Origin of the sequence: Rapidithrix thailandica, assembly GCF_039710355.1 — a bacterium.
Lineage (GTDB): Bacteria > Bacteroidota > Bacteroidia > Cytophagales > Flammeovirgaceae > Rapidithrix > Rapidithrix thailandica.
Window position 1 is genome coordinate 160,338 of sequence record NZ_JBDKWZ010000003.1, and the last position, 25,418, is coordinate 185,755.

Here is a 25,418-nt window from a genome sequence, read left to right on the forward strand (position 1 = left end):
AACAACAGTCTTTAAACCAAAAGCTGTTGAATCCACCTCAACAAAGCTTGGCCCCGTTTCGAAAAAAGCACCTTTAATTCATACATCATTGTAAAATTTGTTTATAGAAAAGTTTGCAATTAAACATGTATGTTAATGGCATATGTTATTATGTATTAGCATTGTGTTTGTTTACTGGTGCTTTTAGCTCGTAAAATTAAATGTGCAAAGTCGTTGTTATGTGTGGGCTTCAAGTAACACTACTATTAAGAATATTAGAACAAACCATTATAAAAAATCAGGCTAATACATCCCACCTATGGGGGAGTATATATCACCCATTGACAGACTTATTACATATTTGAAAATACGCAACAGCCCTTCCTAAGGAAAGTTCTACTGATTGGGTTAGTTTGTAATACTATTGGGGTAGTTAGATGTAAAATATTGGTTGGCTAATAAAGTATACTTTCAGATTAATCTTGCCTAATATTAGGGAATTATCTGAAATTCTCAAAAAAATTACTTCTCTTTTTGGAGTGTACTTTATACACAATGGGAGTGGATTTTATCTCAAATGGTAATATAAACGGATGAATGGTCAAGGGATTTCAGCCTGAAAACTTCCTTTTTTTAAGTTGTAGTTAAGAAAGGTTCTTTGAGAAATGACACATCATGTTTTACCTAAAAAGGAATGCTTTTTCTACTTTGCTGCAAAGCATTTTCCTTAGAGCATGTTTAAAATTCGTTGCAGGCACGCGCCTTTGGCGGTAAAAATTTTCAGTTAAGGATTCTCAAAAGGCTGCGCAGAGGTTCCTGAAATGGGGGTTTTGACCCAAAGGTTGAAATTTAAACATGCTCTTATATTTCTCTTAACAAAGAGGTTAATTGTAAAAATATTATTCTTCCTTTACCACAAGCCCCCCGGTAAGACGCATCAAATTGGTATTGGACTCCATCAGGTTATAAATGGCTTCCAAATCTTGCAATGCTGCCTCTAAGTAATTCAACTGAACTTGCCGGTAATCAAAAGAGTTAATCGTACCGGTTCTATACTGCTCTTCGCTTAAGGTCAGGTTTAACTCGGCGGCATCTTTTCTCCGGGAAGCAATCCCTTTCAACTGCTTGCGGTTGTTGTACAAATCCAGGGCTTGGGCCAAATCTCTATTGAGGGATTGTTTTAATTTATCGACCTGATATGTACCCACTTCAAAATTTGTCGTGGCATTCCGGATGGCTCGTTTGATTTGTCCTCCACGGAAAAGCGTGAAAGAAACGGTTAAATTTCCTGACAAGGTTAACGTTTTAGGTTTGGTAATGGAAGGACGGGTGGGATCTTCAAAGGTAAAATCAGCCTTAGACAAATCCTGGCGACTCAAATCATATGAAGCCATACCGTCCAATGTAACTTTTGGATACCGGTCTGCCTGGGCCAAATGAATATTTTCTTGTAAAATGGATTGGGTTATATATTGGGTTTTCAGGTTAATATTATTGCTATTCATTTTTTCAGCCAACACTTCGTACCTGTAATCTTCGATATCAAAATTCAGCGAGTCGGTCAACAGGTAATCCCGATCAACGTTTTCTTCTGCCAAGAAAATATTCAAATTGCGAATGGCTTCATTATAAACGTACTCTTGGTTGATTACATTGATTGAATCGGTCAGGTAGGCACCTTCCTCCAATAACACTTCCGTGGTGACTGTAGAACCCAATTCTTTTTTCAACTGCACATACTGGTATTTTTCTCTGGAAATTTCCAAGGACCTTTGTAATACTTGGGCTCTTTCCTTTTCCAACACCGCCGTATAATACGCCAGGATGATTCCTTGCAAGGTGTTTTGCACTACAACTTCCGCATTCCCCCGGGTTTCTTGTTCCAATTTTTCCAATCGACTTTTGGTGGTTCGTACCCGGAACCCATCAAAAAGCACCCAATTAAGATTTAGAGAAGGTGTAATACTATTGCCTATCGTTTTACCAGAAACAAAGGCAGCAGGGTCGTCAACATCCCTCAAAGAATAATTTCCTTGGACATCAAAGGTTATCGTAGGGTACCGCCCGGCTTCTCCCCAATTATTATTTCTTTGGCTGATCTTAATATTTTCATCTTCAATTAAAATATCATAATTATTAACCAGCCCTCTTTGCACTGCATCTGACAAGGACAGAGGTTCCTGTGCCCAAGCAGATAGATTGATACAAGTGACAAACAGAAGGGAAAAAATGATAAATCGCTTCATGAAATGGATTGAGTTTATATAAAGGTCCAACATTTCCCCAAGCAGGAGGTTTTATCAATGAAATTTTGGCCTGTAATTTTTTTCTTATCTTGCAAAAAATGAATGGAAAAGGCAGGGGACTTTTCTAGTTTCCACTGCCCTGTTAACCAGACTATGAGATTTGGCTTTTACTTCATTGCCTGTTCGTTTTCTTCTTCCTTCAGGTTTACTGTTTGCATGCTCTCATTCTTTTCCGCATCCAACAACTTAAAGGCCTTCATATTGTTATAGGCATTGATCAAGGGCTCCCATACCAAATCGGCTCCGGGTTCCAAGCCCGAAAACACAATGGTTTCCTGATTGATTTTATGAATATCAACCTCTTTTACTTTGAGGATACTGTCCTGTTCAATAACATATACTTGGTTGCCATTAAATACGGCATTCCGGGGCATCACCATGGATTCCTTCACCGTACTTCCCGGAACTGTTGCTTTCAGATACAATCCGTCAAAAATCGGGTACTTTCCAGAAATAATGGCAATAAACACATCGATAGACTGCGTATTTTGATTCACCACATCGCCAATCCGTACAATCCGGCCTTCCCATTGTTGTGAAGCATCTTCCGTGCTAATAAATGCCTTACTACCTGTTCGGACCCATTTGATATTGTTGGCTTCTACCGGCACTTTCAGTTCCAGATGATCGGTTTTGATGATCCGGGCTATCCGCATTCCATTGCTCACCACAGATCCTACCTCTTGAAATACTTCCGTAATAGAGCCATTGTAAGGCGCGTAGAGATTAAATTTTTGATGCCGGGCCTCCGTACTTTTGATGGTATAATACGTACTGAATACATCCCGGGTAGCCAAATAGGTTTTTTCAGCATCCGAATTGACTTGAGGCAAATCGGGCAAGGGTTGATCCAGTTCTACGGATTTGAAATACTCATACCATTGATTATAACTTTGCGGATAATCAATTTTAAAATCCGGCAAGATGGAAGCCAGTAACTTCAAAAAGTTACTTTTGGAAGACTTTAATTTCAAACGTTCTTCCGGATCGTCAATGGTAAATAACAATGCCCCTTTCCGGAAATTTTGCCCCACTTTGATCGGCACTTTAGATGAAATAATTCTTCCGCTCACTTCGCTGACAAGATCCAGTTGTTGGGCGGATTCTACCCGGCCAAAGGCCACAATTTCCGTTTGAGTATCCGAATACTGAACAGGTTGGGTTTTGACAAATTTTTTCGGTTCTACTTGCACCTTCTTAGGAGGCTCTTCTTTCATGGAAGCTAATAAACCCATTAAAAAATAGGCACCCACAATAATTCCCAGCGCCACAGCCAAAATGGTGAGTCTACGTTTATTCATCTTTCTTTCTCAGTTACCTAAAATTAATGAATGGATATTTGTATGGTTTAACTTTTAGAGGAGACAATGGGATTAAGCAATCTAGCACTGTTAGTCGCCACATATTATTTTGTGAGCATATCTTTTACAACTCGGTTGTTCAGAATCCATTGGCAGTTATTCCTGCTTTCCATTTCAAGTATACGAAAAAGCCCTAATAAGGGAAGCCGGATTTATACCAATAGTCACATAGCAATCATTAGTGGTAAATCTGAAGGATAAACAAACTTACCTGTGTTATTCTGTCCGGTTAGTTCTGTGAACATAACTTGATAGTATAAATATACCTATAAAATTTATCTCTCCGGTGCTTATTTTTCCAGAGGAGAGCCTTAAATTTGCCATTTCTTAAGGGTTTGTTTATTAGACGAATAACACAAGCTCCTCTGTGAATGGAGCACTGCCGTATTCTGAACAGGTTAGAAGCCAGGCCAGGAACACGAAATCCCGGCCTTACCACAGGCATTGCACAAGAATTCTTGAAAAATCACTTGGTTATCAATCATTTCGCAAATCAATATAAAGTAAATACTCATGAAAAGAGATACCACCGTATTTGATTTAATCCAAAAAGAGAAAACAAGACAGCAGTTCGGTATCGAGCTGATTGCCTCGGAAAACTTCGTATCCCAACAGGTGATGGAAGCAATGGGCAGTGAACTGACCAACAAATATGCGGAAGGGCTCCCCGGAAAACGCTATTACGGTGGTTGCGAAGTAGTGGATGAGGTAGAAAGCTTGGCAATTGAGCGGTTGAAAGAATTGTTTGGTGCGAAATGGGCAAATGTTCAACCTCACTCCGGAGCACAAGCCAATGCGGCTGTGATGTTAGCGGTATTAAATCCAGGGGATAAAATTTTAGGTTTTGACCTCTCTCACGGTGGCCACTTGACCCACGGCTCACCGGTGAACTATTCCGGTAAGCTTTACGAACCTATTTTCTATGGCGTGGAGCAAGAGACCGGTTTGATCGACTTTCAGAAAGTAGTGGAGCAAGCCCGGAAAGAAAAGCCGAAAATGATCATCTGTGGCGCTTCGGCTTATTCCAGAGATTGGGATTACAAATCGCTGCGTGAAGTAGCTGATGAAATCGGAGCATTCTTATTAGCCGATATTTCTCACCCTGCCGGATTGATCGCAAGGGGATTGTTAAACGATCCATTAAAATATTGCCATGCCGTAACCACTACGACTCACAAAACCTTGAGAGGTCCTCGTGGTGGAGTCATCATGATGGGAGAAGATTTTGAGAATCCCTATGGTATCAAAACCCCTAAAGGAATTGTTCGCAAAATGTCGTCTTTGTTGGATTCGGGCGTATTCCCCGGAACCCAGGGAGGCCCGTTAGAGCATGTGATTGCGGCCAAAGCCGTTGCATTTGGAGAAGCCTTGTCTGACGACTATATGAAATACATCTTGCAAGTAGAGAAAAATGCCGATGTCATGGCCAATGAGTTTGTCAACAGAGGCTACCAAGTCATTTCAGGAGGAACTGACAACCACTTAATGTTGATCGACTTGAGTGCTAAAGGACTTACCGGTAAAATTGCTGAAGAATCCTTGATCAAAGCCGATATCACCATCAATAAAAACATGGTGCCGTTTGATACCAAGTCGCCTTTCGTGACCTCCGGTATGCGACTGGGAGCAGCAGCAATAACCACCCGAGGCCTGAAAGAAAATGATATGTTGAAAGTGGTGGACCTGATTGACACGGTATTGACGCACAAAGACGATGCTACTAAAATTGCCGAGATTAAAGAAGAAATCAACAATTGGATGGGGCAATTCCCTCTATTCAATGAGAATATTTAATCTTTAATCCTTCCCCTTGGAGGTTTTTTGTGGAGGCGGATCACTATCTTTGATTCGAAGTGGGAATCGCCGCAGGTAAAAAACCTCCAAGGTACAATGCATTTGGATATACCCTTCGCTTTGGCAAAGGTCTCCTCTATCTAAAAGCATGCTACGATCCATTCTGATACAAAGACATCAAACAGAAACAAAGTATGAGTGAAGAGAAGGAAATGTCATTTTTAGACCATCTTGAAGAGTTGAGATGGCATTTGATCCGGGCCATCGGGTCGATCTTAGTATTTACCATCATTGCCTTTTTGGCCAAAAGCTTTGTGTTTGGAGTGGTTGTATTCGGGCCTGCAAATGTGGACTTTGTCACGTACAAAATGCTTTGCAAATTATCCGGCCTGATAGGCAGCCAGGTCTTATGTATCGAACAACTACCTTTTATACTTCAAAACCGTACCATGACCGGTCAGTTTACCATGCATATTCTGGCTTCGATAGTGGTAGGTTTGGTTTGTGCCTTTCCCTATGCCTTTTGGGAAATATGGCGCTTTGTGAAGCCCGGTTTGTATGATACAGAACAAAAAGTATCTCGGGGCGCTACCTTCTTTGTGTCTCTGTTGTTTTTAACCGGGGTGAGCTTTGGTTACTTTATTGTTTCTCCATTGGCGGTCAATTTCTTATCCAATTACCAGATTGACCCCAGTATCAAAAATGAAATTGACATTACCTCCTATATTTCCACACTGGCCATGATTGTACTGGCTTGCGGGTTGATGTTTCAATTACCCATCGTGGTCTTTTTCTTATCCAAGGTCGGCTTGGTCAATCCGCCTCTGATGCGCCAATACCGCAAACATGCCTTGGTTATTATTTTGATTGTCAGTGCGATTATCACCCCTCCCGATCCGGTCACCCAGATATTTGTTGCCTTGCCTATCTTCTTGTTGTATGAAGTAAGTATTCAAATTTCCGGCATGGTCATCCGGAAGTTGGCCAGAGAGGAGCAACTCTACGAAGAAGAATTCCAAGCATCCAATGCCCTTCCCGATGCCAATGTGGAAGAAACCGAATCCAAATAAAGAAATGACGATGGACTGTTTTTAATCACTCAGGCCATTTGTAAAAAAAAAAATACGGATCCTGTGGCCAATGTTTAAAGCCACAGGATTTTTTCTTCTTCAAACCTCTTGACAATATTTCTGTTATATGTACAGAATTGCTTCTAATTCATTAATTTTGAGAAGCTTTAGGCGGTTCTCACTGGGAAAAGCCACCTCGTTTTTTTAACTATCTACTCTTTTTTACCGAGTGCTTTCTTCTGAAACGGTTCTTTATTTAGTTACTTTTTAACTTTTTTTACCTTTGATCGAGAGAAAGATTTATATTCAAATAGCGGTACTATTTGTGGGATTCGTCTTTTTGATGAAACTGTTGGATATCCAACTCATTGACTCACAGTACAAAGGAAAAGCGGATAAAAATATGCTTAGCCGGGTGGTCGAGTACCCCTTGCGGGGGATGATCTACGACAGGCATGGGCAACTCATCGTAAACAACAAGCCTACTTTTGATTTGTATTTTATCCCCAAGCAACTCTTCATTAAAGATACAGCCGAATTCTGTGAGTTTTTCTCCATAGAAAAATCCTACCTTCACGAACAACTCGCAAAAGCCAAAAGAAAATACAAGTCCTATCCTTTTATCAAGCATCTGTCGATGCAGGATTTTGCTAAAATCCAGGACCGTTTATCGGATATTCCAGGAATCACGGTTGTAGCCCGCACCGTCCGGGAATACCCCAGCAACAGTATGGCAAATATCCTGGGATACGTCAAAGAGGTCGATAAATCGGACTTAAAAAAGGATACTACGAACTATTACCGCCAAGGGGACCTGATTGGAAAAAGCGGTATTGAACGCTACTATGAAAATTACCTCAGAGGGAAACAAGGAGTAAAATATGTAATGACCAATGTAAGGGGAATGGTGAAAGGTTCTTATAAAAATGGGAAACTGGATACCTTGCCGGTTGTAGGAGAAGATTTGATTTCTTCCATTGACTTGGACTTGCAACAGTACGGAGAGAAATTAATGCAACATAAAAAAGGAGCAATCGTAGCCATTGAACCATCTACAGGTGAAATTCTCACGATGATTTCAGCACCCTCCTATGACCCAAACTTACTGACAGGAAAGGGAAAACAAGTATCCAAAAATTATGTAAAGCTTCTAAATAACCCCAACAAACCTCTTTACAATCGCGCGATTCAATCGCCCTACCCTCCTGGCTCCACTTATAAAACCGTAATGGCGCTGGTTGGCCTGCAAGACAAGGCTTTGGACACGGTACATACCTATTTCAGTTGCGATAAAAGTATCGTGGGCTGCCACGGGCACCCGTCTCCTCTCAATGTGCACGGCTCGATTCAACACTCTTGTAACCCCTGGTATGTAAAAGCCTTACGGCAAGTAGTCAACCAAGGAAGAAGAAGTGACCCCAGGGAGGATACCCGTGTGGGCTTGGACAGCCTGCATGACAAGTTGCTTAAATTCGGACTTGGCAGAAGGTTGGGCCTTGATCTTCCCTATGAGCATTCCGGAAGAGTCCCTTCCACCAAATATTATGATGAGAACTATTACACCAAAAACTGGAAGCTAGGGAATATTTATTCTATTTCCATTGGACAGGGAGAAGTAGGGGTAGTGCCTCTCCAAATGGCTAACCTTGCTGCCACCATCGCCAACCGTGGTTGGTATATTACCCCCCATATGATCAAAGGAATTGGCGATAGTTTATACCTTCCCGAAGAGTACACCGCCAAAAATGATACAGGGGTAGACGCCCCGTATTTTGACTATGTGGCAAGGGCTATGGCAGACGTAGTCAAAGCGGGAACCGCTCGCAGGGCTTTCATCGAAGACATAGTAGTATGCGGAAAAACAGGAACCGCTCAAAACCCTCATGGAGAAGACCACTCTGTATTTATGGCCTTTGCGCCTTTGTACAATCCTAAAATAGCCATTGCCGTATATGTGGAAAATGCGGGGTTTGGGGGTACATGGGCCGCTCCGATTGCCAGCCTGATGATTGAGAAATATATCAAACGGGAAATCCAATCCAACCAACGGAAATGGCTGGAACAATATGTACTCAGTGGTAAGTTTATCGAAGAGGAAGAAAAGGAAAGTGAAGAATAAGCTTTAGGTTACACATTCACCTTTCATAGCTTTAATTACGCGCCTCCACTTTAAATTCCACCCGGCGGTTTTGTTTACGGCCGGTTTCCGTGTCATTGTCGGCCAATGGCATGCGGTCTCCCATTCCTTTGTATTTCAGGCGTGTTCTTGAAATCCCCTCTCCGATCAAGAAATTCATTACGGCTTGGGCCCGTTTCACTGACAAGCGCCAGTTGAGCAAAGCATGTCCCACATTATCCGTATGGCCAATAATGGCAATTCTCAGCTCAGGGTATTTTTTCAAGGTATTCGCCAGTTTATTCAGTTCAGTAAGAGAAGCTTCACGCAAATCTGCCCGGCTCTGATCAAAGAAAATATTTTCCAAAATCACGGTTGTGCCTACCTCAAGCTTTTCAAATGTTTCCATGGTTCCAGGAGGGTTTCTTTTTATGAATGGCTCCGGTTCTCTTTCTTTCAACGCTTTCTTTTTTATCCGGGGAGGAGTGTGTGGAGGATGCTCAACCAACTCTGCCGTTCCTTTTTGCAAGCCGCCAGGCAGGCATTCGGTTAGTGTTACATTATCCAAAGCAAAATCATGTCCCTGAAACTGAGCTTTACCACATTCTATTTGTACAAATAATTCCGTTTGTTTTCCTGAAAACCAAGCAAAACGATAGGTTTGCCAACGGTCTATATCCATAGGTGCTTTGAGGGTTTCTATATTTTGATTCAAAATCAATGTTAAGGTAGCCGGAGGTCCCAAAAGCATATCCAGTGTAGCAACTTGCAAGCTGAATTCATAGTTCCGGTCAGGCAAGACGGCAATGGCTTGTTCCCATACTACCCAGTCTTTGCCTCCGTCTACAATCATAAAATTTCCGTCTCCTTCGGCATGAAAATTCATTGGATTGGCAAAAGCCGCACTATAATGAACCGTAAAATTTCCCTGACGTGTCCGGCTGGAGGAATAGACATACTCGGATGCAAAACCATAATAGCCCAATTCAAAGCTTCCATTTAGCACCAAATTATCCCCTGGGTACTCACATTGCGAAAAGGCAGGTGTACTCATAAACAGCACTCCCACCAGAAGCCAAAGCACTTGCATTTCCTGTTTTTAAATCATTTATTTTAAAATAAATTGAAGTGGAGTAATACTTTTTTTCAAAGCTAAAATTGTATTACCGGAAAGGATATCGGTTTAAGCAAGGAGAAAAGAGCTGTCACGGATCAGGAAATAGAATGGAAGTTTTTTAATTTCTAAAAATGCACTTTGGAGGAAAGAATTTTCATAAACCCTGAATAAGGCGTACATCTCTTTAAGAGAACTTAAAATACAAATTTTACGGGCAGGATGCCAGTAATGTAATAGAATTTATATCCGGGAGAGCCTGATCTTTTGTATTTTTGCGGGTATGGAAAATGTAAGTAAACCCATCGCCTCAAAGTTGTTGGAAATCGGGGCTATTAAAATCCAACCCGATCAGCCTTTTACCTGGGCCTCAGGCTGGAAGTCACCGATCTATTGTGATAACCGTTTGTCTCTCTCTCACCCGGAGGTACGCAGCTATGTAAAAGAAAAGCTGTCGGATTTGATCAAAAGCACCTATCCGGAAGCAGCCGGGATAGCCGGAGTAGCTACTGCCGGAATTCCGCAAGGAGCACTCGTTGCCGATCAATTGGATTTGCCTTTTGTGTATGTTCGTTCCAAGCCCAAAGGCCACGGCATGGAAAACCTGATAGAAGGAAAACTTCCCGAAGGTTCCAAAGTAGTGGTGATCGAAGATTTGATTTCCACCGGAGGGAGTTCTATAAAAGCTGCGCAAGCTTTGCAAAAAGCAGGTTATGAAGTATTAGGCTTGCTGGCGATCTTTACCTACGGCTTTGATGTAGCGTCAGAGAACTTTGTAAAAGCCGGCATCGAATTCCATACCCTGTCTGACTATCCTACTTTGTTGGATGTGGCTGTGGAGCAAAACCGGATCCGTAAAGACACTTTGCAATCGCTGAATAACTGGCAGACCAATCCTGCTGATTGGGGTAAATAACCCCCTGCCAAACACTCGTCTTGCCTGGCCGGAGCTTTATTATTTTTTATCCTCTTCCAGGCAAGACCCTAAAAAACCAAGAGGAGATACTCCCCAAAACCCCTATTACTTCTTATCAATGACCTGGATGTTAGCTACCATTCCACGGTTTATTGATTCTTTGTTTACTGTTCATCGCCCACCAAATGATATAAGAGTAATGAATAACCGATTCGTAACCCAAAGTATAACATGCCTCTTTCTTGTACTTGTGTTTATCACAAATGCATTCGGACAAGAAGAGCAAAAGCCTATCGCCAACTTGCGTTCGCCCAAGCAGGCAGTGATTACTCACCTAAAATATTTACAGGAAGAGACCTACCATCCTTCTGTTTCTGCACAAGCGCTGGATACAGAAGGTTTGAGCCCACGGGAGGCGGAAAAGTTAGCCATGAAAATCAAGCAAATTTATGATGGCATCGGACAATACATCAATGTGGATGCAATTCCCGACAACCCTAACTTTACCGATTCAACCACGCAACAACAACAATACGTTGTTGTAAGCCGCTACCCACAGTTGTACTTGCAGAAGGTTGGTAATCAATGGAAATATTCTCAAAAAAGTGTGGCTCAGATCAATCAGATCCACCAAGAGGTTTATCCTTTTTTCACCCATAAGTTCCTCGAATTAGAAAATTCTTTTGGCCAAAGTGTATGGGCTAAAGAGTACCTGGGACTCAAACTCTGGCAGCATATAGCGCTGATGCTTTTGGTTTTTGCCAGTTTTCTGGCGCATAAAGTTTTTACGTTTTTCTTTAGCAGAGTACTCAACCGGATACTGATACGCTTCGGACAAAGTAAATTAGCCGACCAGGTATTAACCCCGGTAGCCCGGCCCTTAAGTTTACTACTCATTGCCCAATTACTCAAACTTACCATTCCTCTCATCCAAATTCCCATTGTAGCAGGCCGTTATGTCATTACCTTGGTCAATGTGTTGGTACCCTTCTTTGTGGTCATGGTGGTCTACCGGCTTATCGATGTGCTGTCCTTTTATTTGGAAAAAGCCGCACAAAAAACAGACAGTACCCTGGATGACCAGTTGGTTCCCATCATTCGCAAATCGCTGAAGATTTTCGTGATCATTGCCGGTGTGGTTTTTATTTTGCAAAACCTGAACTTCAACATTACCGGGCTTATTGCCGGGCTTTCCATTGGTGGTTTGGCTTTTGCTTTGGCCGCTCAAGATACGATCAAAAACCTCTTTGGGTCTTTAATGATTTTTATAGACCGCCCATTCCAGGTAGGCGATTGGGTAATTGGTTCTAATATTGACGGGTCGGTAGAAGAGGTAGGTTTTCGCTCTACCCGTATCCGTACCTTTCACAACTCCGTGGTTTCGGTACCCAATGGCCACTTGGCAGACATGACTATCGACAATATGGGTTTGCGGAGCTACCGCAGGTTTAGCACACAGCTTTCCATTACCTACGATACCCCTCCTGAAAAAATAGAAATCTTTATTGAAGGGCTTCGTCAACTGGTCAAAAACCACCCGGATACCTTGAAAGACAATTTTCATATTTACCTGAACTCCTTTGGAAACAGTTCTTTGAACATCCTGTTTTATATTTTCTTCAATGTGCCCGACTGGGGCAAAGAACTCAATGCAAGACATGAAGTGATGTTGCAGATTATCCATTTGGCCGAGACCTTGGAAGTGCGCTTTGCCTTCCCAACCAGCACCTTGCATGTGGAAAATTTTCCCGAGAAGCAATCTCTCACACCACTTCATGAACTGAACCAGGAAGAGCTACAAACCAAACTGGCCGCCCTGTATGAAATGAATGGGAAGAAAAAAGGCTAAAGTCAATATGTATGGCAAACAAAAACTCCCGCTGGACCTAGTAAGGCAAGCGGGAGTTTTTGTTTCGGATATAAATCAAATTTAATATTGAATCTTTTTAAGGGTAATTTTATCGGGAGTTTCGGTTTGTCTACCACAGATATATAGTATTTTCTTTTGAGCATCCCACGCATAATCGGTCTTATAAGCTAAATTATAAAACCAGTTTTTTTCCTCTTGAAAATTTATAGACGTTAATTTCTTTTCGTTTAAATCTATCGTAATCACAAGCGGTTGCGCATACCGGTTGAGCTTTCTTCCAAAGGACTTATTCAAACCGATCTTGCCTGACTGAATATTTGACATTTGACTTTCAACCATATCTTTATTTAAGGCATTAGCCAATTTACCAAAAGGTGTTTTCATTACCCCACTACTTGCTTGTGCATTCATGAAATTATTAGGCTGAGGCAACAGATTTGAGATACTAGCTGTAAGGATGAGCTTATTATCTTGAGAAGCGACAGGCACGATATCTCCAGGGCCTCTCACATACCCCCAACCTTTATTGAATATATACCGGTGCACAAACTCACCCTCCGGGTTGGTTTGTATAAAATGGAAGTATTTGAAAAACTTCCCTTCTTGAGTATTCATGCCATTGGGTGAGTTCTGAGAATCAGGTATACTCAATCCGGTACTCGTTCCATAATAGACAACAGACCCATCAGGTGATTGATAATGTCCTGTAATGCGATTTAGATGATATGGTTTTCCATCGTTACTTGTATTTTCATTAAGCGCTCCATTATTAAAAGTAATTACTTTTGCCTCTCCCCCTTTCTTTAATTTAATTAATGAATACCGGTAATCTCCCACATAATTATAAAGCAACAGTCGAACCTCATCATTTATACGGTGTGCATACATGATTTCAGAATTTTTCCGATTTTCAATCGGGTTCACTACATCAAAAGAGTCTTCAGGTTTTCCTTCCTTGTCAAAAGTGTAAATATGTAACGTATGTTCCGGGTCAGCTGATTTTTTCCCCATATATGGAGGCTTCGTATAAACAAATACAGCTCCATTAATATTTTTTAATGTATCGGAAATAGCAGGATCTCTTAAAGGAAAAGCATATCCTAGTACTTTGGGATAATCAAATTGAATCTGTTTTTGGTTAACCAGTTCACCTTCTTGATTATACGTCAGAAGATAATGATTCAAATACTGGTAATGCTTGAATTCCTTTCCTTTTTTATCCACAAAACCATCAATTACTACAATCCCTTGAGATGGGATATTCACGTTTTTGGGTGTAAAATAAAATTTTCCTTTCTCTTCACTTGGCGTGTTCACTTCAAAGTCTTTTACTTCCAACTTCTCTTGATAACAGTGAGCTTCAGGTGAAAAATCTAATTTAATACTTCCCAATTTCAATTTGTGACCATACTGATAAATGGTTTGATTTCTTCTGCCTTGATCTTCCACAAACCGAAATGCCTCTGAATTATTCGTCAAATTTTCTTTCAACTTTCCATTATCATAACCTAAAGACAGCGTAAATTCATCTGTTTTTTGTACTATTCCTGTGGATGGAGCTGCATACAGAAGTGCCTGATACGTTTTCGTATTCCCTTGAACAAACCAAAGGTTTAGCATTCCACCTTTGACCTCTATAGAGGAGAGGGATGCTTTTTCACCTTTTTGATTAGGAGCATTAAAATGTTGTACCTCACTTATCTCTTGTGCCATTAGTCCGCAATAGGAAAACACTCCTATTACCCATAAAGTAAGTTTAAATTTCATGATAGTGATTAGTTAAATGTTTATGGTGTGAAATAAGGCGCAAACTTCAAGAGAAAGGACAGTACTAACAAATGGAAATTCACCTTAATAATTACATTAGATCCAAAGATTTTAAGTACTTATAAAAAGGTATAAATACCCCTTGTATAATGTTACGATTTTATATCTTGCAATTTTCCTGTCAACATTACTTCTCAACCCAATACAATATTGCTGTATCCTTTAGCAAATAGGGCATTTCTAAAACAGAAAGTAGCAGTGATTGTAGCTTGTCCCGGTTTTCTAAGTAGTCGACACTGAAAACGTCATATGCGAAACTTTATCAACTCGCTAGGGTCACAAGGAAGCTTCCATTCCAAAAAGTGTGACCACAGAAATATTGATAGTAGGGGTTTTGAACAGATTGTTCTACCACCTTTTTATCCGATAGATTGAATATCTGCTTCATGATCAATAAATCGCACATCAGGCAGGTCGGTTTTGCCGGATGCCCCCGACCCTTCGAATAATACCCTTTTAGCTCGTTTTCCAGAGCTTCCCAGTCCACCTATTCGTATAAGAGAACTAACTCATGAGCGGGGTTGATTAAGCTGGTCAATCTTATTTTAAATAAGTCGTTTTTATGGTTACGATCGAAGACCCTACTGGGAATACTTTTAGCCTTTATTGCCTTTTTCAGGGGCGACTATATAGACACACCTCACGATCAAAAGCCCCTTATCTACTCTCACTTTAAAATAGAGTGTGTAATTCAATGGTCAACAGGAAGGGGTTTACTCTTTTGCTTCAAAAACCGTATAGACTTTTTCACGCAAATCATATACTCCGTAATAGTATTTCTGATTGGCTTGAAAATACATTGAAGTCGTTAAATCTAACTGGTCGTATTTTTGAAAATATTGATAAAACTGTTGAAAAGCAGGTTGAGGTACAGCGGCTTTATCATGTTTCCATTCTTGGTCAAGTACTGTATTGAAGTATAAGAAATCATCGTAAGTTACATCAATTACATTGCCTACTCCCACGCCCAAAGCCCCGTAAAACTCCACACTGCCTGCACTTGCAAGCGATACAGGGTTAGTGACTGGAACTGCCACTCGGTTATCTTTACGTTTTTTCCGAGTCTTAATACCTCCAACAGCAATTCCGATTGTACCGTCTTGGCGCGGGTACGCTGAAATAAACAATTTCATCTTCCGGACCATTTTGATAAATACATCTGCCTTTTTCTCTTTATAAGGCTTCAAGCCTAGGCCATTAATAATTGGCTCCGCTTTTTCCCTCACTCTTTGATTTTTAAAAGGTATTTGTTTCTTTCCGGAAGCAGTCAGCCGAGTAACGATTTGATTAGTTGCCATCTCTGTCACCGTGAGCCATAGTTGTTTATTGGATGTTATTAACTGGTATAAAAACCCATTATATACAAAAGCATTTCCTTTTGAGATGCCTGAACTAACCGGGGGCATAACGTACTTACGATATTCATACACTTGGCTTTCCAGGTCTAATGTTACCACGATGGTCATACCCTTCAAATAATTCAATACGAGGCTCACTTCATGATTGGCTACATATACTTTACTCTTTGCTTTTGCCAAATGGGGATCTGCTACTTGGCCCTCATATATCAATGCCGCTTTATAAGGCAACCAATTTCTACCAATCTTTTCCAGATTGTAATCAAGTGTTTGTGAACTGCTTATTGAGGTTTCAGGATTAAACGAATGCCCACTCAAATCAAAGGGGATCATTTGATATCCCTTTTCATGAAAGCGATATACTTGGATTTTTGAAGAGCCGTTTACGACTCCAATTAGATAAAACTCTCCATCCCTGTGAAACCCTTGTATTAGCTTTAACTCAGGCAAGACATAATACTCCGGCAAAAGAGCAACACTTTCTGAATGAAAATCAAAGGTGAGTTTTCGAATATAAACTTTTTGGCTAGTGCGTTTGGCAATATATACATCATATGCCCCTTCTACACACGATATTCCCAAAACTTCTGCCCTTTGCCATTCTATATCTTCATAAATCAAATAATTGACCGGTTCCATGTTTTCATTCATTAACAGAGCTTGCAATTCTTGTCCGGAATGAAACAGTAATAAAGTATTGCCTGTGGTCTTATTATAAATTGAATAGGGGGCTGCGCTGTTCTTAAAAAAGTTCAGGGGAAGCTCAGCTACTTTTGTTTGAGCATAAGTTAATTGACTAAAGTAGTGATTAAGCTTAAGAATAATAGTATACTTTTTTTCATTGTTAATTAGAGGAATAATTCGGGGCCAAAGTTAAGAAGCAGTAATAAATAACCAAAATAAGGCACTAAATCAGATGCAATAGCCCTCAGAATCCATCTCTTCAATTTAATAAGAATACCAATTCCAACTTTCATCAACTCATTTTCGACTCACTAACTTCATATCCATCAAACCTTCACTTTATACAAATACCTTCGTATTAAAAATAAAAAAAGCCCGGCCTTGATCAAGACCGGACTTGTAAAAGCATTGACTTTACTTTTTTATATACAATGGATTTATTTAATCTCCCATGTATTATTTCCACTTAGTAAGGCATCCAGATCTCCTTCGCCATTCGCCTCGATGGCCTGGTCGATTTGTTCGTTAAACAAATTTTCATAATTGAAGCGGTCTGCGGCATAAAATACGCCAAACGGACGAGGGTAGGCACCCTCTAACTGCGGATCTTCAAACAATTGCGTCAAAATAGAAGCCTTCATTTTATCGGTTTCGTCATGCACCCAGAGTTCCTCTTCCGAATAATCCGCCAGGTTCACTACTACCGGTGTAAAGCCGTCCAGTTTCAAACCTTTGTCTTGGTTTTCACCAAATACAAGCGGCTTTCCATGTTCCAAAAAGACCGTGTGCTCCTTTTTCACGTTCTTCTCTGTCATAGAGAAAAAGGCACCATCGTTAAACACATTACAGTTTTGATAAATCTCCACAAAAGAGGTTCCTTTGTGTTGATTGGCTCTTAACAGGATTTGCCGTAAGTGTTTCGGGTCACGGTCCATGGTCCGGGCAATGAATGTCCCTTCTGCTCCCAGCACCAATGCAAGCGGATTAAATGGATGGTCCAAAGATCCCATAGGTGTAGAAGAAGAAACTTTTCCTCTTGGAGAGGTTGGCGAATACTGCCCTTTGGTCAATCCGTAAATCTCATTGTTAAACAATAAGACATTCATATCGAAGTTTCTCCGCAAGGTATGAATCAGGTGATTTCCTCCGATGGAAAGCGCATCCCCGTCACCAGTAATGACCCAGACACTCAGATCCGGATTTACTGCTTTCAATCCACTGGCCACAGCAGGGGCACGACCGTGAATACTATGCATTCCATACGTATTCATATAATAAGGAAAGCGCGAAGAACAACCAATCCCTGAAATAAAGACCGTATCCTCTCTTGCTACCCCGATTTCCGGTAATACCGACTGTACTTGTTTCAGGATGGAATAATCCCCGCAACCCGGGCACCAGCGCACATCCTGATCCGTAGCAAAGTCTTTGGCCGTTAGCTTGGCCGCTGTATGATTATTTTGAACATTTGTGCTCATTTTACAATCCAACGTTTGAATGAAAAATCAATCCCTAATAAGTTTAATTAAACAGTCTCCAATTGCACTACTTCCTTCAGTACCGCCTCTTTAACTTCATGCACGGTAAAAGGCAAGCCTTGCACCTTATTCAAGCCTTTGGCATCAACCAAAAACTCGGCACGGATAATTTTCCGCAACTGGCCTCTGTTCATCTCAGGGATAATCACCTTTTTATAGTTTTTCAGCACTTCGCCTAAGTTTTTAGGGAAAGGATTGAGGTACTTCACATGAGCATGTGCCACACTATGCCCTTCTGCCAGTAACTCACGCACGGCTGTTTGAATAGCTCCGTAAGTAGATCCCCAACCTAACACCAAAATATCTCCTTGCGCTTCCCCGCTGGCGATCGTTTGTTCCGGTACGAAGTCCGCAATTTTCGCCACTTTTGCTTCCCGTAGCCCAATCATTTTTTCATGGTTGGCCGGATCGTAAGATACATTTCCGGTTTCGTCTTCTTTTTCCAAGCCCCCGATACGGTGTTCAAACCCTTTCATGCCCGGAATAGACCATTTACGCACCAAGCGCTCATCGCGTTTATAAGGCAAATACTCACCTTCCTTGTCTTCATCAGAGACAAACTTTGCTTGGATAGTTTGCAAGTCGGCCGCTTTAGGGAATACCCAAGGTTCCGCTCCATTAGCAATATATCCATCCGATAAAAAGAATACCGGAGTCATATGCTCGATCGCGATACGGCAAGCTTCATAGGCCATGTCAAAACAATCGGCCGGGCTGGAAGCAGCAATCACCGGCACAGGAGCTTCTCCGTTACGACCGTAAATGGCTTGTAACAAATCGGCCTGCTCCGTTTTGGTGGGCAATCCGGTAGAAGGCCCGCCACGTTGCACATTACAAATGACCAAGGGAATTTCCAGGATGGTGGCCAATCCGATAGCTTCACCTTTTAAGGCAATACCGGGACCGGAAGAAGCCGTTACACCTAAAGCCCCGCCAAAAGAGGCTCCGATGGCCGAACAAACCGCGGCAATTTCATCTTCTGCCTGGAACGTTTTTACGCCAAAGTTTTTATGCCGGGATAAGAAATGGAGAATATCGGAAGCCGGGGTAATCGGATACGTGCCATAAAACAACTCCAAGCCCGATTTTTTAGCTGCGGCGATCAAGCCCAAGGCAGCCGCCTGGTTTCCTTTGATATTCCGGTAAGTTCCTTTTGGCAAAGGAGCCGGCTCCACTTGAAAACGGCTGGTAAAAGCCTCACTGGTATCGCCAAAGTGATACCCTTTTTTCAACACCTTCACGTTGGCATCTACCAACTCCGGTTTTTTCTTAAATTTCGATTCGATAAACTCGATGGAATTGTCCAGCTTGCGGTTATACATCCAATAGATATACCCCAACACAAACATGTTTTTACATCGGTCCATCTCTTTCACCCCCATTCCGGACTCCTTCAAAGCCTCCCGGGTGAGCTTTGTCACATCTATTTTGTGTACATGGTATTGGTCGAGTGAATTGTCTTCCAGAGGATTGACTCCCTCCGGATATTTCGCCAAACGCAGGTTTTTCTTATCAAACCCATCCGTGTTGGCAATGATGATTCCTCCTTTTTTCAGGTTGAGTAAGTTGACTTTCAAGGCAGCGGCATTCATAACCACCAACACATCGTATTGGTCGCCGGGAGTAAAGACCTGTACACTTCCGAATTTTAATTGGAAGCCAGAAACTCCTGCTACCGTACCTCTGGGCGCCCTAATTTCAGCCGGAAAGTTCGGGAAAGTACTGATATCATTGCCATACAAGCTGGTCGTGTCCGTAAACTGACCCCCTGTCAGCTGAATACCGTCCCCGGAATCCCCCGCAAAGAGGATTACTACCTCCTTTTTTTGTTCATTAACATTCGCCATAGCAGATTACTAAATTTCGTACGAATAAACAGATTTTACTTTACAGAGAAAGACATGCATCTTTCCAATCTGACATTTTGCCAAGCTACCGGGATGCGCCTCACCCTGGCACCTTGTCTTTCTTACCCGATTGATTGCGTTTTCATGGATTTTTATTCAGGTAAGGATTCAGGGGCGAAATTACTTCACATCCCTGTGGAAACCTAATAGCTTAGAAACTAAAGGTTTGGATTTCCGCAAAGTTAAATAATTTTCATTTCTTTCTTATTAAGATTAATTATAAACAACTGGAGGGAGAGAGATCGAAAAGAGCAAGTTACACAAATATTGAATGGGTATCCACAGGTTCTGACATCTGTGTGACATTGGGTAAAAATATCATAACATACCGTTCATCTTAAACACTAACAAAGTATACTACAAGAATCAATTCAAACCATATATAAGAAGGCTATTTTACAAAATCATAAAATTTTATTTTATGATACTTTATAACAGGTATATTTTATACAAAGTCATTACTTTTGCGAAAAGTAATTTTTATACCAAATTAAACTTATTAACACAATTCCATGAAAAAGCTAGTAATGATGGTATTATGGGTCTTTTGTGCCCAAACGGTTTTTAGCCAGTCTCTTTTTATACCCAACGGGAGTAGCGGGATTGGCACTTCTATACCCCTCAGCCAAACTTCAGGTGCACATCAATGGAGATAATCAAAAGTTTATCAAAGAAAATCAATCTTTAAAAGAGGAAATCAACAAATTAAAACAATAAAAATACAATGACCCGATCTATCAAACACTTTAGTGCATTATTATTTTTAGTTTTTTGCTGGCAACTGAGTTTTGGCCAAGCAGGTAGCGAAACAGACCATGGCTATTTTTATATCAATGGCAACACCAATTCCTATCCTAACTCTCAACTACGACTTATAAAATGGGGGGATGGTAATGCCCATATCGATGTATTAGATGGTAAGGATTTGTACTTTAATTATTACGAAGGAAACAATATCTATTTTGGACAAAATGGGAACCATGCCCACAGTATTTTCACCAAAGATGGCAGATTAGGTTTGGGGGATTTATACCCTCCACAGGACTACAAATTATCTGTTTATGGTAAAATTATCTGTGAGGAAGTAGTGGTTCAACTGCATGCTAACTGGCCCGACTATGTCTTCAGTGACAGTTACAAACTCCGTAGCCTGGAAGAAACCGAAACCTTTATCAAAACCCATGGTCATTTACCGGAAATCCCTTCAGCCAAAAAAGTCAAAGAAGAAGGAATCACTGTAGGAGAAATGAACCGGAAGCTTTTGCAGAAGGTAGAGGAGTTGACGCTTTATTTGATTGAACAAAACAAAAAATTAGAAGCCCAAAACCAACGCCTGGATCAATTGGAACAGGAAAATAAAGCCTTAAAAGGCAAGAGTAAATAAGAGATTTATAAAAACAGAAAATAATACTATTATGAGAATAATAAGCCTAATTTCCTTATTATTAATAAGCTTTCAAGGGCTCTCTCAAACCAGTGTAACCCTTCAAAAGAATTATGTAAAATTTGATTTTAATATTGCTTCTGGTGCCACAAAAATATATAAAAGTGGTGGTAATATTCAACTTGATACACAGTCAGAAATAGCCATTTTAAGTTTAAATATAACTATTGATAAGGAAAACAATCCTAGGGTCACTAATGGTGAACTTGAAGTTTTTAATAAAGAAACATCTTCAAACGGTATAGAATACTTTTCTGGCAATACAGTAAATGACCTTGCGATCACCCTCTCTACTAATGCGAATTATAGTGTGTTCCTAAAATATGATTACTATATTGATGGAATCGGTTCATTCACAGTACAAGAAGATTTTGATATAAATATCAATAAAACAGATCCTGATAATGAACCTCCTACTATTCCTAGTAACCTAAGTGCTTCAAATATCACATCAAATAGCCTGAGACTTTCATGGAATGCATCTTCGGATAATAAAGGAGTTTCCGGTTATAAAGTCTACCAAAATGGGGTTTACAAGACAAGAACATCTTCAACAGCTACAACTATTACAGGGTTATCATCCTGTACAACTTATAATTTCAGTGTCAGAGCATACGATGCATCAGGTAATGAATCAGGAAGTGTCAATAAGTATGTATCAACTGTTTCTGGAGTTACTCCTTATATAACTCTTAACTCTGATATAACAAATCGTAAAATTTATACAGCTTCTGCTTCCGAAAAAATATCTTTCAAAGATGGCTTCCGATTTAAAGCGATTGATGAAACGTATCTCTTTAAGGCAAATATTATTTCAGGAGATTGCGCTTCTTTAGCAGGTCAGCATATTATGAATAAGAATTTCATTACAAAAAGTAATATTGCCATACGTGATACTATTACAACATATGATAATACAAAACCAAGTATTACATTACTCAATAAGAAAGAGAACAATTTTTATTCTACAGAAGTATCACTTTTCCCTAACCCGACTACTGATATCATCAACATTGCTATAAATAATTTATCAAAAGTGCAGTATGAGGTGAGTATTTTTAATGCCTATGGAGGATTAGTATTTCAACAAAAGACCAATGAGCATAACTTTAAAGTAGACCTTTCAAACCAGCCTTCAGGGTTATACTTTGTAAAAGTCAATTCTCCTGATAGTCTAATTAAAACCATTAAAGTAATTAAAGAATAAAAAGTAGAATTATAACAAATTTCCATACAGGTTTCTATTATTATGCATAATTAGAGTAATAGATTTAGTGACTTAAATACATATTTTATTCAGTTATTTAATTGTTTTTCAAATAATTATTTTATTAAAAAATGAAATCATTCATTATTATTCCCATCAAAACCCTGGTAGTTTTACTTTTATGTTCACAATTCGGATACGCTCAATGGACCGGTTCGGGCAATGATGCATATATTTATGGAAAAGTAGGGATTGGCATTTCCACACCGAATCCAAGTAGTAACCTCCATATACAGTCTCCCAGTGGGGATAACCAAACTGCCCGGCTGCTCATTTGGGGCACCGGACAAAACCACGCAGGCACCTCAAACAATGCAGGTGTAGGAGGAGCTCTCATCAGTGGTTCTGCTGATGATGCTTCCTTTGGCAGGTATAATATCGGGATTGAATCATGGTATGGGATCGGCTTTAAATCTACTCAAAACAACAGGGCCGGAATTATCTTTGACACCAGAAATGCAAGTGCTTTTTTTGAAGGAAAAGTAGGCATCGGAACGGATAACCCTCAAAACAAACTTTCCGTCAACGGTACGATCTGGGCGAAAGAAGTGAAGGTTTCCTTAGCGGATGCGGCAGACTGGGTTTTTGAAGAGGATTATTATTTACGTCCTCTTTCGGAAGTGGAATCTTTTATCAAAGAAAACAAACACTTACCCGAAATGCCATCCGCAGAGGAGTTCAGAAAAAATGACCTTAATGTAGCGGAAATGGATAACAAACTCCTTCAAAAAGTAGAAGAGTTGACCTTATATATCATCGAGCAAAACAAAAAATTAGAAGCTCAACAAAAGGAAATTGAGGAGCTTAAAAAGAAAATTCAGGATTAATATCCGAATACAATACGCTTTTTGTATAAGCCTGCTTGTCTACTTCAAGCAGGCTTTGTTTTTTTAATACGGTTCTCCTTACTGAGTCTTTCTACTTACTTTTTCTTAACTTTAACTATCCACTTAATTACATCTCATTAAAAATGAAAAAAATTATATTAACACTCCTGGTACCGTTCTTAACATCCTTGCTGGCCTTTGCGCAATCGACTCTGCCGGTGAATGGCTTTTGTATTGCGGCCCCTTCCGCTAACAAGGTGGATGAATTTGTGAAGTTTATTGAAAACGAATTGGCCCCTCGTGGGGTAAATACGCTGGTCTTACGGGTGGATTTTAATTACACTTATGAATCCCGGCCGGAGCTCAGGGGTAATAATCCTCTTTCCAAAGAACAGGTTAAGCAGTTGGTAAAAGCCTGCCAGAAACATCAAATCGATATCATCCCTCAAGTCAACTTGCTGGGGCATCAGTCTTGGGCCGAGAAAACCAATAAATTACTCGAGGTGTATCCTGAATTTGACGAAACACCTCATGTAAAAATGCCCGAAAAATACGAATGGCCGAATGAGGATGGTTTGTACTGCAAAAGCTATTGCCCGCAGCATCCGGAAGTCCACAAGGTTGTTTTTGACTTGATGGATGAAATCATAGAGGTATTTGAGGCCAAAGCCTTTCATGCGGGAATGGACGAAGTATTCTACTTGGCCGATGATCAATGTCCCCGCTGCAAAGGCATGGACCCGGCTGCGTTATTTGCCGGAGAAGTCAGCAAACTCAGTCAACATTTGAGTAGAAGGGGTGCCCGTTTATGGATTTGGGGCGACCGCCTGATCGATGGCAAAGCCACCGGCATCGGTATGTGGGAAGCCAGTATGAACAACACTGCCCGGGCCATTGATAGGATCCCTAAATCAGTGGTAATTTGTGATTGGCATTATGAAAAAGCCGTTCCTACTCCCGTTTATTTTGCAATGAAAGGATTTGATGTGATCGTTTGCCCTTGGAGAAAACCGGAAGTGGCCAAAGCTCAAGTGCAGATGATGCATAATTTCCGGGAAAATTCCACTCCTGAAATGAAACAACATTTTTTAGGGGCTATGCAAACGATATGGTCACCTGCCGAAGCTTTTTTGGCTAATTACTATGGCAATAACGCTACTCCAAATGAAAAAGGCAGCCAGGTAGAATGCTTTAAAGCGATGACCGATGAAATCAAAGCACTTGGAAAAATGAAATAACAGGGAATTAAGTTTGCTCAAATCAAATAAATGTTCCCCTTAGTATCTGTAAAGAGGGGACATTTTTTTACCATTAATTGAATACTTATCTCTATAACTAAAAAAGCGAAAGGTAGTAAAACTACCTTTCGCTTTTTTAGTCCTCCTTTCTAACAACTGAACTTATCGTACCCCTTCGTTTTCCGCACTGAAATTATGCACAATCCGGTCCGCTGCCGCAGGGAAAAAGTGTGCGGGAGGCTCCGTCACTTTATAGCTATTAATTTTTAATTTGGAATAATAACTCATTGCTGAAAAAGACTGAAGGAACATTCCAAATGCGGCCGGGCCAAAGAAAAATACACCAAAAAATAGCACCATAGCCCAAAGCGGACTGAAAACCACCAGAATGATTAATGTAAGTAAGAGTTTCAAAATGGTTTTTCCGGTAAAATGGAAGCGGTTCATATGATAACTCACCGTGAATTTCACATTTTTGGCATAGGGCATTAATCTCCGGTGCAAGGCCAGGATAAATTTGCTATAGCTCATATCTTCATTGTCCACAATTTCCAGCTTTCGACCATCGTCAAAATGCATCCGGCAGCTATAGATATTACCGGATTCTTTTTGGTTGCGATGATCCAGATTCACTTCTTTTACCCTTCGCAAGGGAAAACCTTCTGTGATGCGGTTATTTTCAATGACTAACAAACGGTTGTCTTTAAGCTCTAGCGTTTTGGTGGAAAGCTGTGCCTGATCGGAATATTGGTAATATATAGCATCCATGGTGTTGAAGTTTGAAATAAAAAAACCGTTAGTA

The 25,418-nt window shown here is 40.5% G+C and carries 18 protein-coding genes and 1 pseudogene; 10 read left to right on the forward strand and 9 right to left on the reverse strand.

Features of this window, described 5'->3' with window-relative positions; genetic code table 11:
- Positions 1–878: 878 nt before the first annotated feature.
- On the reverse strand, positions 879–2,225 hold the full coding sequence (locus tag AAG747_RS06340) for a TolC family protein (protein ID WP_346820305.1): 1,347 nt from the start codon (positions 2,223–2,225) through the stop codon (positions 879–881).
- Positions 2,226–2,392: 167 nt separating this feature from the next.
- Positions 2,393–3,586, reverse strand: coding sequence for an efflux RND transporter periplasmic adaptor subunit (locus tag AAG747_RS06345; RefSeq protein ID WP_346820306.1), 1,194 nt, complete (start codon positions 3,584–3,586; stop codon positions 2,393–2,395).
- Positions 3,587–4,159: 573 nt separating this feature from the next.
- Between AAG747_RS06345 and AAG747_RS06350 the strand changes: the two genes are divergently transcribed.
- The 3 genes from AAG747_RS06350 to mrdA all read left to right on the forward strand — a co-directional run bounded on the left by AAG747_RS06350 (position 4,160) and on the right by mrdA (position 8,629).
- Positions 4,160–5,440, forward strand: coding sequence for a serine hydroxymethyltransferase (locus AAG747_RS06350; RefSeq protein ID WP_346820307.1), 1,281 nt, complete (start codon positions 4,160–4,162; stop codon positions 5,438–5,440).
- A 194-nt stretch (positions 5,441–5,634) separates the two neighbouring features.
- Positions 5,635–6,510, forward strand: a complete 876-nt coding sequence (gene tatC, locus AAG747_RS06355; RefSeq protein WP_346820308.1) for a twin-arginine translocase subunit TatC — start codon at positions 5,635–5,637, stop codon at positions 6,508–6,510.
- A gap of 283 nt (positions 6,511–6,793) precedes the next feature.
- A complete protein-coding gene (mrdA, locus tag AAG747_RS06360; RefSeq protein WP_346820309.1) occupies positions 6,794–8,629 on the forward strand; it encodes a penicillin-binding protein 2 in 1,836 nt (611 codons plus the stop codon).
- A gap of 31 nt (positions 8,630–8,660) precedes the next feature.
- On the opposite strand, the gene AAG747_RS06365 is transcribed toward mrdA, so the two are convergent.
- Entirely contained in the window at positions 8,661–9,716 is a 1,056-nt protein-coding gene (locus AAG747_RS06365; protein WP_346820310.1) for an OmpA family protein, read from the reverse strand.
- 307 nt (positions 9,717–10,023) lie between these two features.
- Here AAG747_RS06365 and pyrE point away from each other — a divergent pair, with 307 nt between their 5' ends.
- Both pyrE and AAG747_RS06375 read left to right on the forward strand, forming a co-directional pair.
- Complete coding sequence (gene pyrE / locus AAG747_RS06370; RefSeq protein ID WP_346820311.1) at positions 10,024–10,656, forward strand: orotate phosphoribosyltransferase; 633 nt, start codon at positions 10,024–10,026, stop codon at positions 10,654–10,656.
- Between the two features lie 199 nt (positions 10,657–10,855).
- Complete coding sequence (locus AAG747_RS06375) at positions 10,856–12,505, forward strand: mechanosensitive ion channel family protein (RefSeq protein ID WP_346820312.1); 1,650 nt, start codon at positions 10,856–10,858, stop codon at positions 12,503–12,505.
- A gap of 81 nt (positions 12,506–12,586) precedes the next feature.
- On the opposite strand, the gene AAG747_RS06380 is transcribed toward AAG747_RS06375, so the two are convergent.
- The 5 genes and pseudogenes from AAG747_RS06380 to AAG747_RS06395 all read right to left on the reverse strand — a co-directional run bounded on the left by AAG747_RS06380 (position 12,587) and on the right by AAG747_RS06395 (position 19,780).
- Positions 12,587–14,017, reverse strand: coding sequence for a hypothetical protein (locus tag AAG747_RS06380; RefSeq protein WP_346820313.1), 1,431 nt, complete (start codon positions 14,015–14,017; stop codon positions 12,587–12,589).
- Positions 14,018–14,604: 587 nt separating this feature from the next.
- Positions 14,605–14,786 (reverse strand): annotated as a pseudogene (locus tag AAG747_RS29190) (transposase); the annotation flags it as partial.
- 280 nt (positions 14,787–15,066) lie between these two features.
- Positions 15,067–16,350 carry a hypothetical protein gene (locus tag AAG747_RS06385; RefSeq protein WP_346820314.1) on the reverse strand — a complete coding sequence of 428 codons (1,284 nt, stop codon included), beginning with the start codon at positions 16,348–16,350 and terminating at the stop codon, positions 15,067–15,069.
- 482 nt (positions 16,351–16,832) lie between these two features.
- A complete protein-coding gene (locus AAG747_RS06390) occupies positions 16,833–17,873 on the reverse strand; it encodes a 2-oxoacid:ferredoxin oxidoreductase subunit beta (RefSeq protein ID WP_346820315.1) in 1,041 nt (346 codons plus the stop codon).
- Positions 17,874–17,920: 47 nt separating this feature from the next.
- The gene (locus AAG747_RS06395) at positions 17,921–19,780 is read right to left on the reverse strand and encodes a 2-oxoacid:acceptor oxidoreductase subunit alpha (RefSeq protein WP_346820316.1); all 1,860 of its coding nucleotides are present in this window, start codon (positions 19,778–19,780) and stop codon (positions 17,921–17,923) included.
- Positions 19,781–20,352: 572 nt separating this feature from the next.
- On the opposite strand from AAG747_RS06395, the gene AAG747_RS06400 reads away from it, so the two are divergent.
- The 5 genes from AAG747_RS06400 to AAG747_RS06420 all read left to right on the forward strand — a co-directional run bounded on the left by AAG747_RS06400 (position 20,353) and on the right by AAG747_RS06420 (position 24,616).
- Positions 20,353–20,496 (forward strand): hypothetical protein, encoded by a 144-nt coding sequence (locus AAG747_RS06400; protein WP_346820317.1) that lies wholly within the window; start codon positions 20,353–20,355, stop codon positions 20,494–20,496.
- 68 nt (positions 20,497–20,564) lie between these two features.
- Entirely contained in the window at positions 20,565–21,224 is a 660-nt protein-coding gene (locus AAG747_RS06405) for a hypothetical protein (RefSeq protein ID WP_346820318.1), read from the forward strand.
- A gap of 31 nt (positions 21,225–21,255) precedes the next feature.
- On the forward strand, positions 21,256–22,491 hold the full coding sequence (locus tag AAG747_RS06410) for a T9SS type A sorting domain-containing protein (RefSeq protein ID WP_346820319.1): 1,236 nt from the start codon (positions 21,256–21,258) through the stop codon (positions 22,489–22,491).
- A 131-nt stretch (positions 22,492–22,622) separates the two neighbouring features.
- A complete protein-coding gene (locus AAG747_RS06415; protein WP_346820320.1) occupies positions 22,623–23,378 on the forward strand; it encodes a tail fiber protein in 756 nt (251 codons plus the stop codon).
- A 143-nt stretch (positions 23,379–23,521) separates the two neighbouring features.
- Positions 23,522–24,616 carry a family 20 glycosylhydrolase gene (locus AAG747_RS06420; RefSeq protein ID WP_346820321.1) on the forward strand — a complete coding sequence of 365 codons (1,095 nt, stop codon included), beginning with the start codon at positions 23,522–23,524 and terminating at the stop codon, positions 24,614–24,616.
- A gap of 162 nt (positions 24,617–24,778) precedes the next feature.
- Here the strand turns inward: AAG747_RS06420 and AAG747_RS06425 are convergent, their stop codons facing one another.
- Complete coding sequence (locus AAG747_RS06425) at positions 24,779–25,384, reverse strand: hypothetical protein (protein WP_346820322.1); 606 nt, start codon at positions 25,382–25,384, stop codon at positions 24,779–24,781.
- Between the last annotated feature and the right edge of the window lie 34 nt (positions 25,385–25,418).

Excerpts from the sequence above, each read along its gene's own strand:
- AAG747_RS06340 (WP_346820305.1), bottom strand. The coding sequence starts at position 2,225 with ATGAAGCGATTTATCATTTTTTCCCTTCTGTTTGTCACTTGTATCAAT.
- AAG747_RS06345 (WP_346820306.1), bottom strand. The coding sequence starts at position 3,586 with ATGAATAAACGTAGACTCACCATTTTGGCTGTGGCGCTGGGAATTATT.
- AAG747_RS06350 (WP_346820307.1), top strand. The coding sequence starts at position 4,160 with ATGAAAAGAGATACCACCGTATTTGATTTAATCCAAAAAGAGAAAACA.
- tatC (WP_346820308.1), top strand. The coding sequence starts at position 5,635 with ATGAGTGAAGAGAAGGAAATGTCATTTTTAGACCATCTTGAAGAGTTG.
- AAG747_RS06365 (WP_346820310.1), bottom strand. The coding sequence starts at position 9,716 with ATGCAAGTGCTTTGGCTTCTGGTGGGAGTGCTGTTTATGAGTACACCT.
- pyrE (WP_346820311.1), top strand. The coding sequence starts at position 10,024 with ATGGAAAATGTAAGTAAACCCATCGCCTCAAAGTTGTTGGAAATCGGG.
- AAG747_RS06375 (WP_346820312.1), top strand. The coding sequence starts at position 10,856 with ATGAATAACCGATTCGTAACCCAAAGTATAACATGCCTCTTTCTTGTA.
- AAG747_RS06385 (WP_346820314.1), bottom strand. The coding sequence starts at position 16,350 with ATGGAACCGGTCAATTATTTGATTTATGAAGATATAGAATGGCAAAGG.
- AAG747_RS06390 (WP_346820315.1), bottom strand. The coding sequence starts at position 17,873 with ATGAGCACAAATGTTCAAAATAATCATACAGCGGCCAAGCTAACGGCC.
- AAG747_RS06395 (WP_346820316.1), bottom strand. The coding sequence starts at position 19,780 with ATGGCGAATGTTAATGAACAAAAAAAGGAGGTAGTAATCCTCTTTGCG.
- AAG747_RS06400 (WP_346820317.1), top strand. The coding sequence starts at position 20,353 with ATGAAAAAGCTAGTAATGATGGTATTATGGGTCTTTTGTGCCCAAACG.
- AAG747_RS06405 (WP_346820318.1), top strand. The coding sequence starts at position 20,565 with ATGACCCGATCTATCAAACACTTTAGTGCATTATTATTTTTAGTTTTT.
- AAG747_RS06410 (WP_346820319.1), top strand. The coding sequence starts at position 21,256 with ATGAGAATAATAAGCCTAATTTCCTTATTATTAATAAGCTTTCAAGGG.
- AAG747_RS06415 (WP_346820320.1), top strand. The coding sequence starts at position 22,623 with ATGAAATCATTCATTATTATTCCCATCAAAACCCTGGTAGTTTTACTT.
- AAG747_RS06420 (WP_346820321.1), top strand. The coding sequence starts at position 23,522 with ATGAAAAAAATTATATTAACACTCCTGGTACCGTTCTTAACATCCTTG.
- AAG747_RS06425 (WP_346820322.1), bottom strand. The coding sequence starts at position 25,384 with ATGGATGCTATATATTACCAATATTCCGATCAGGCACAGCTTTCCACC.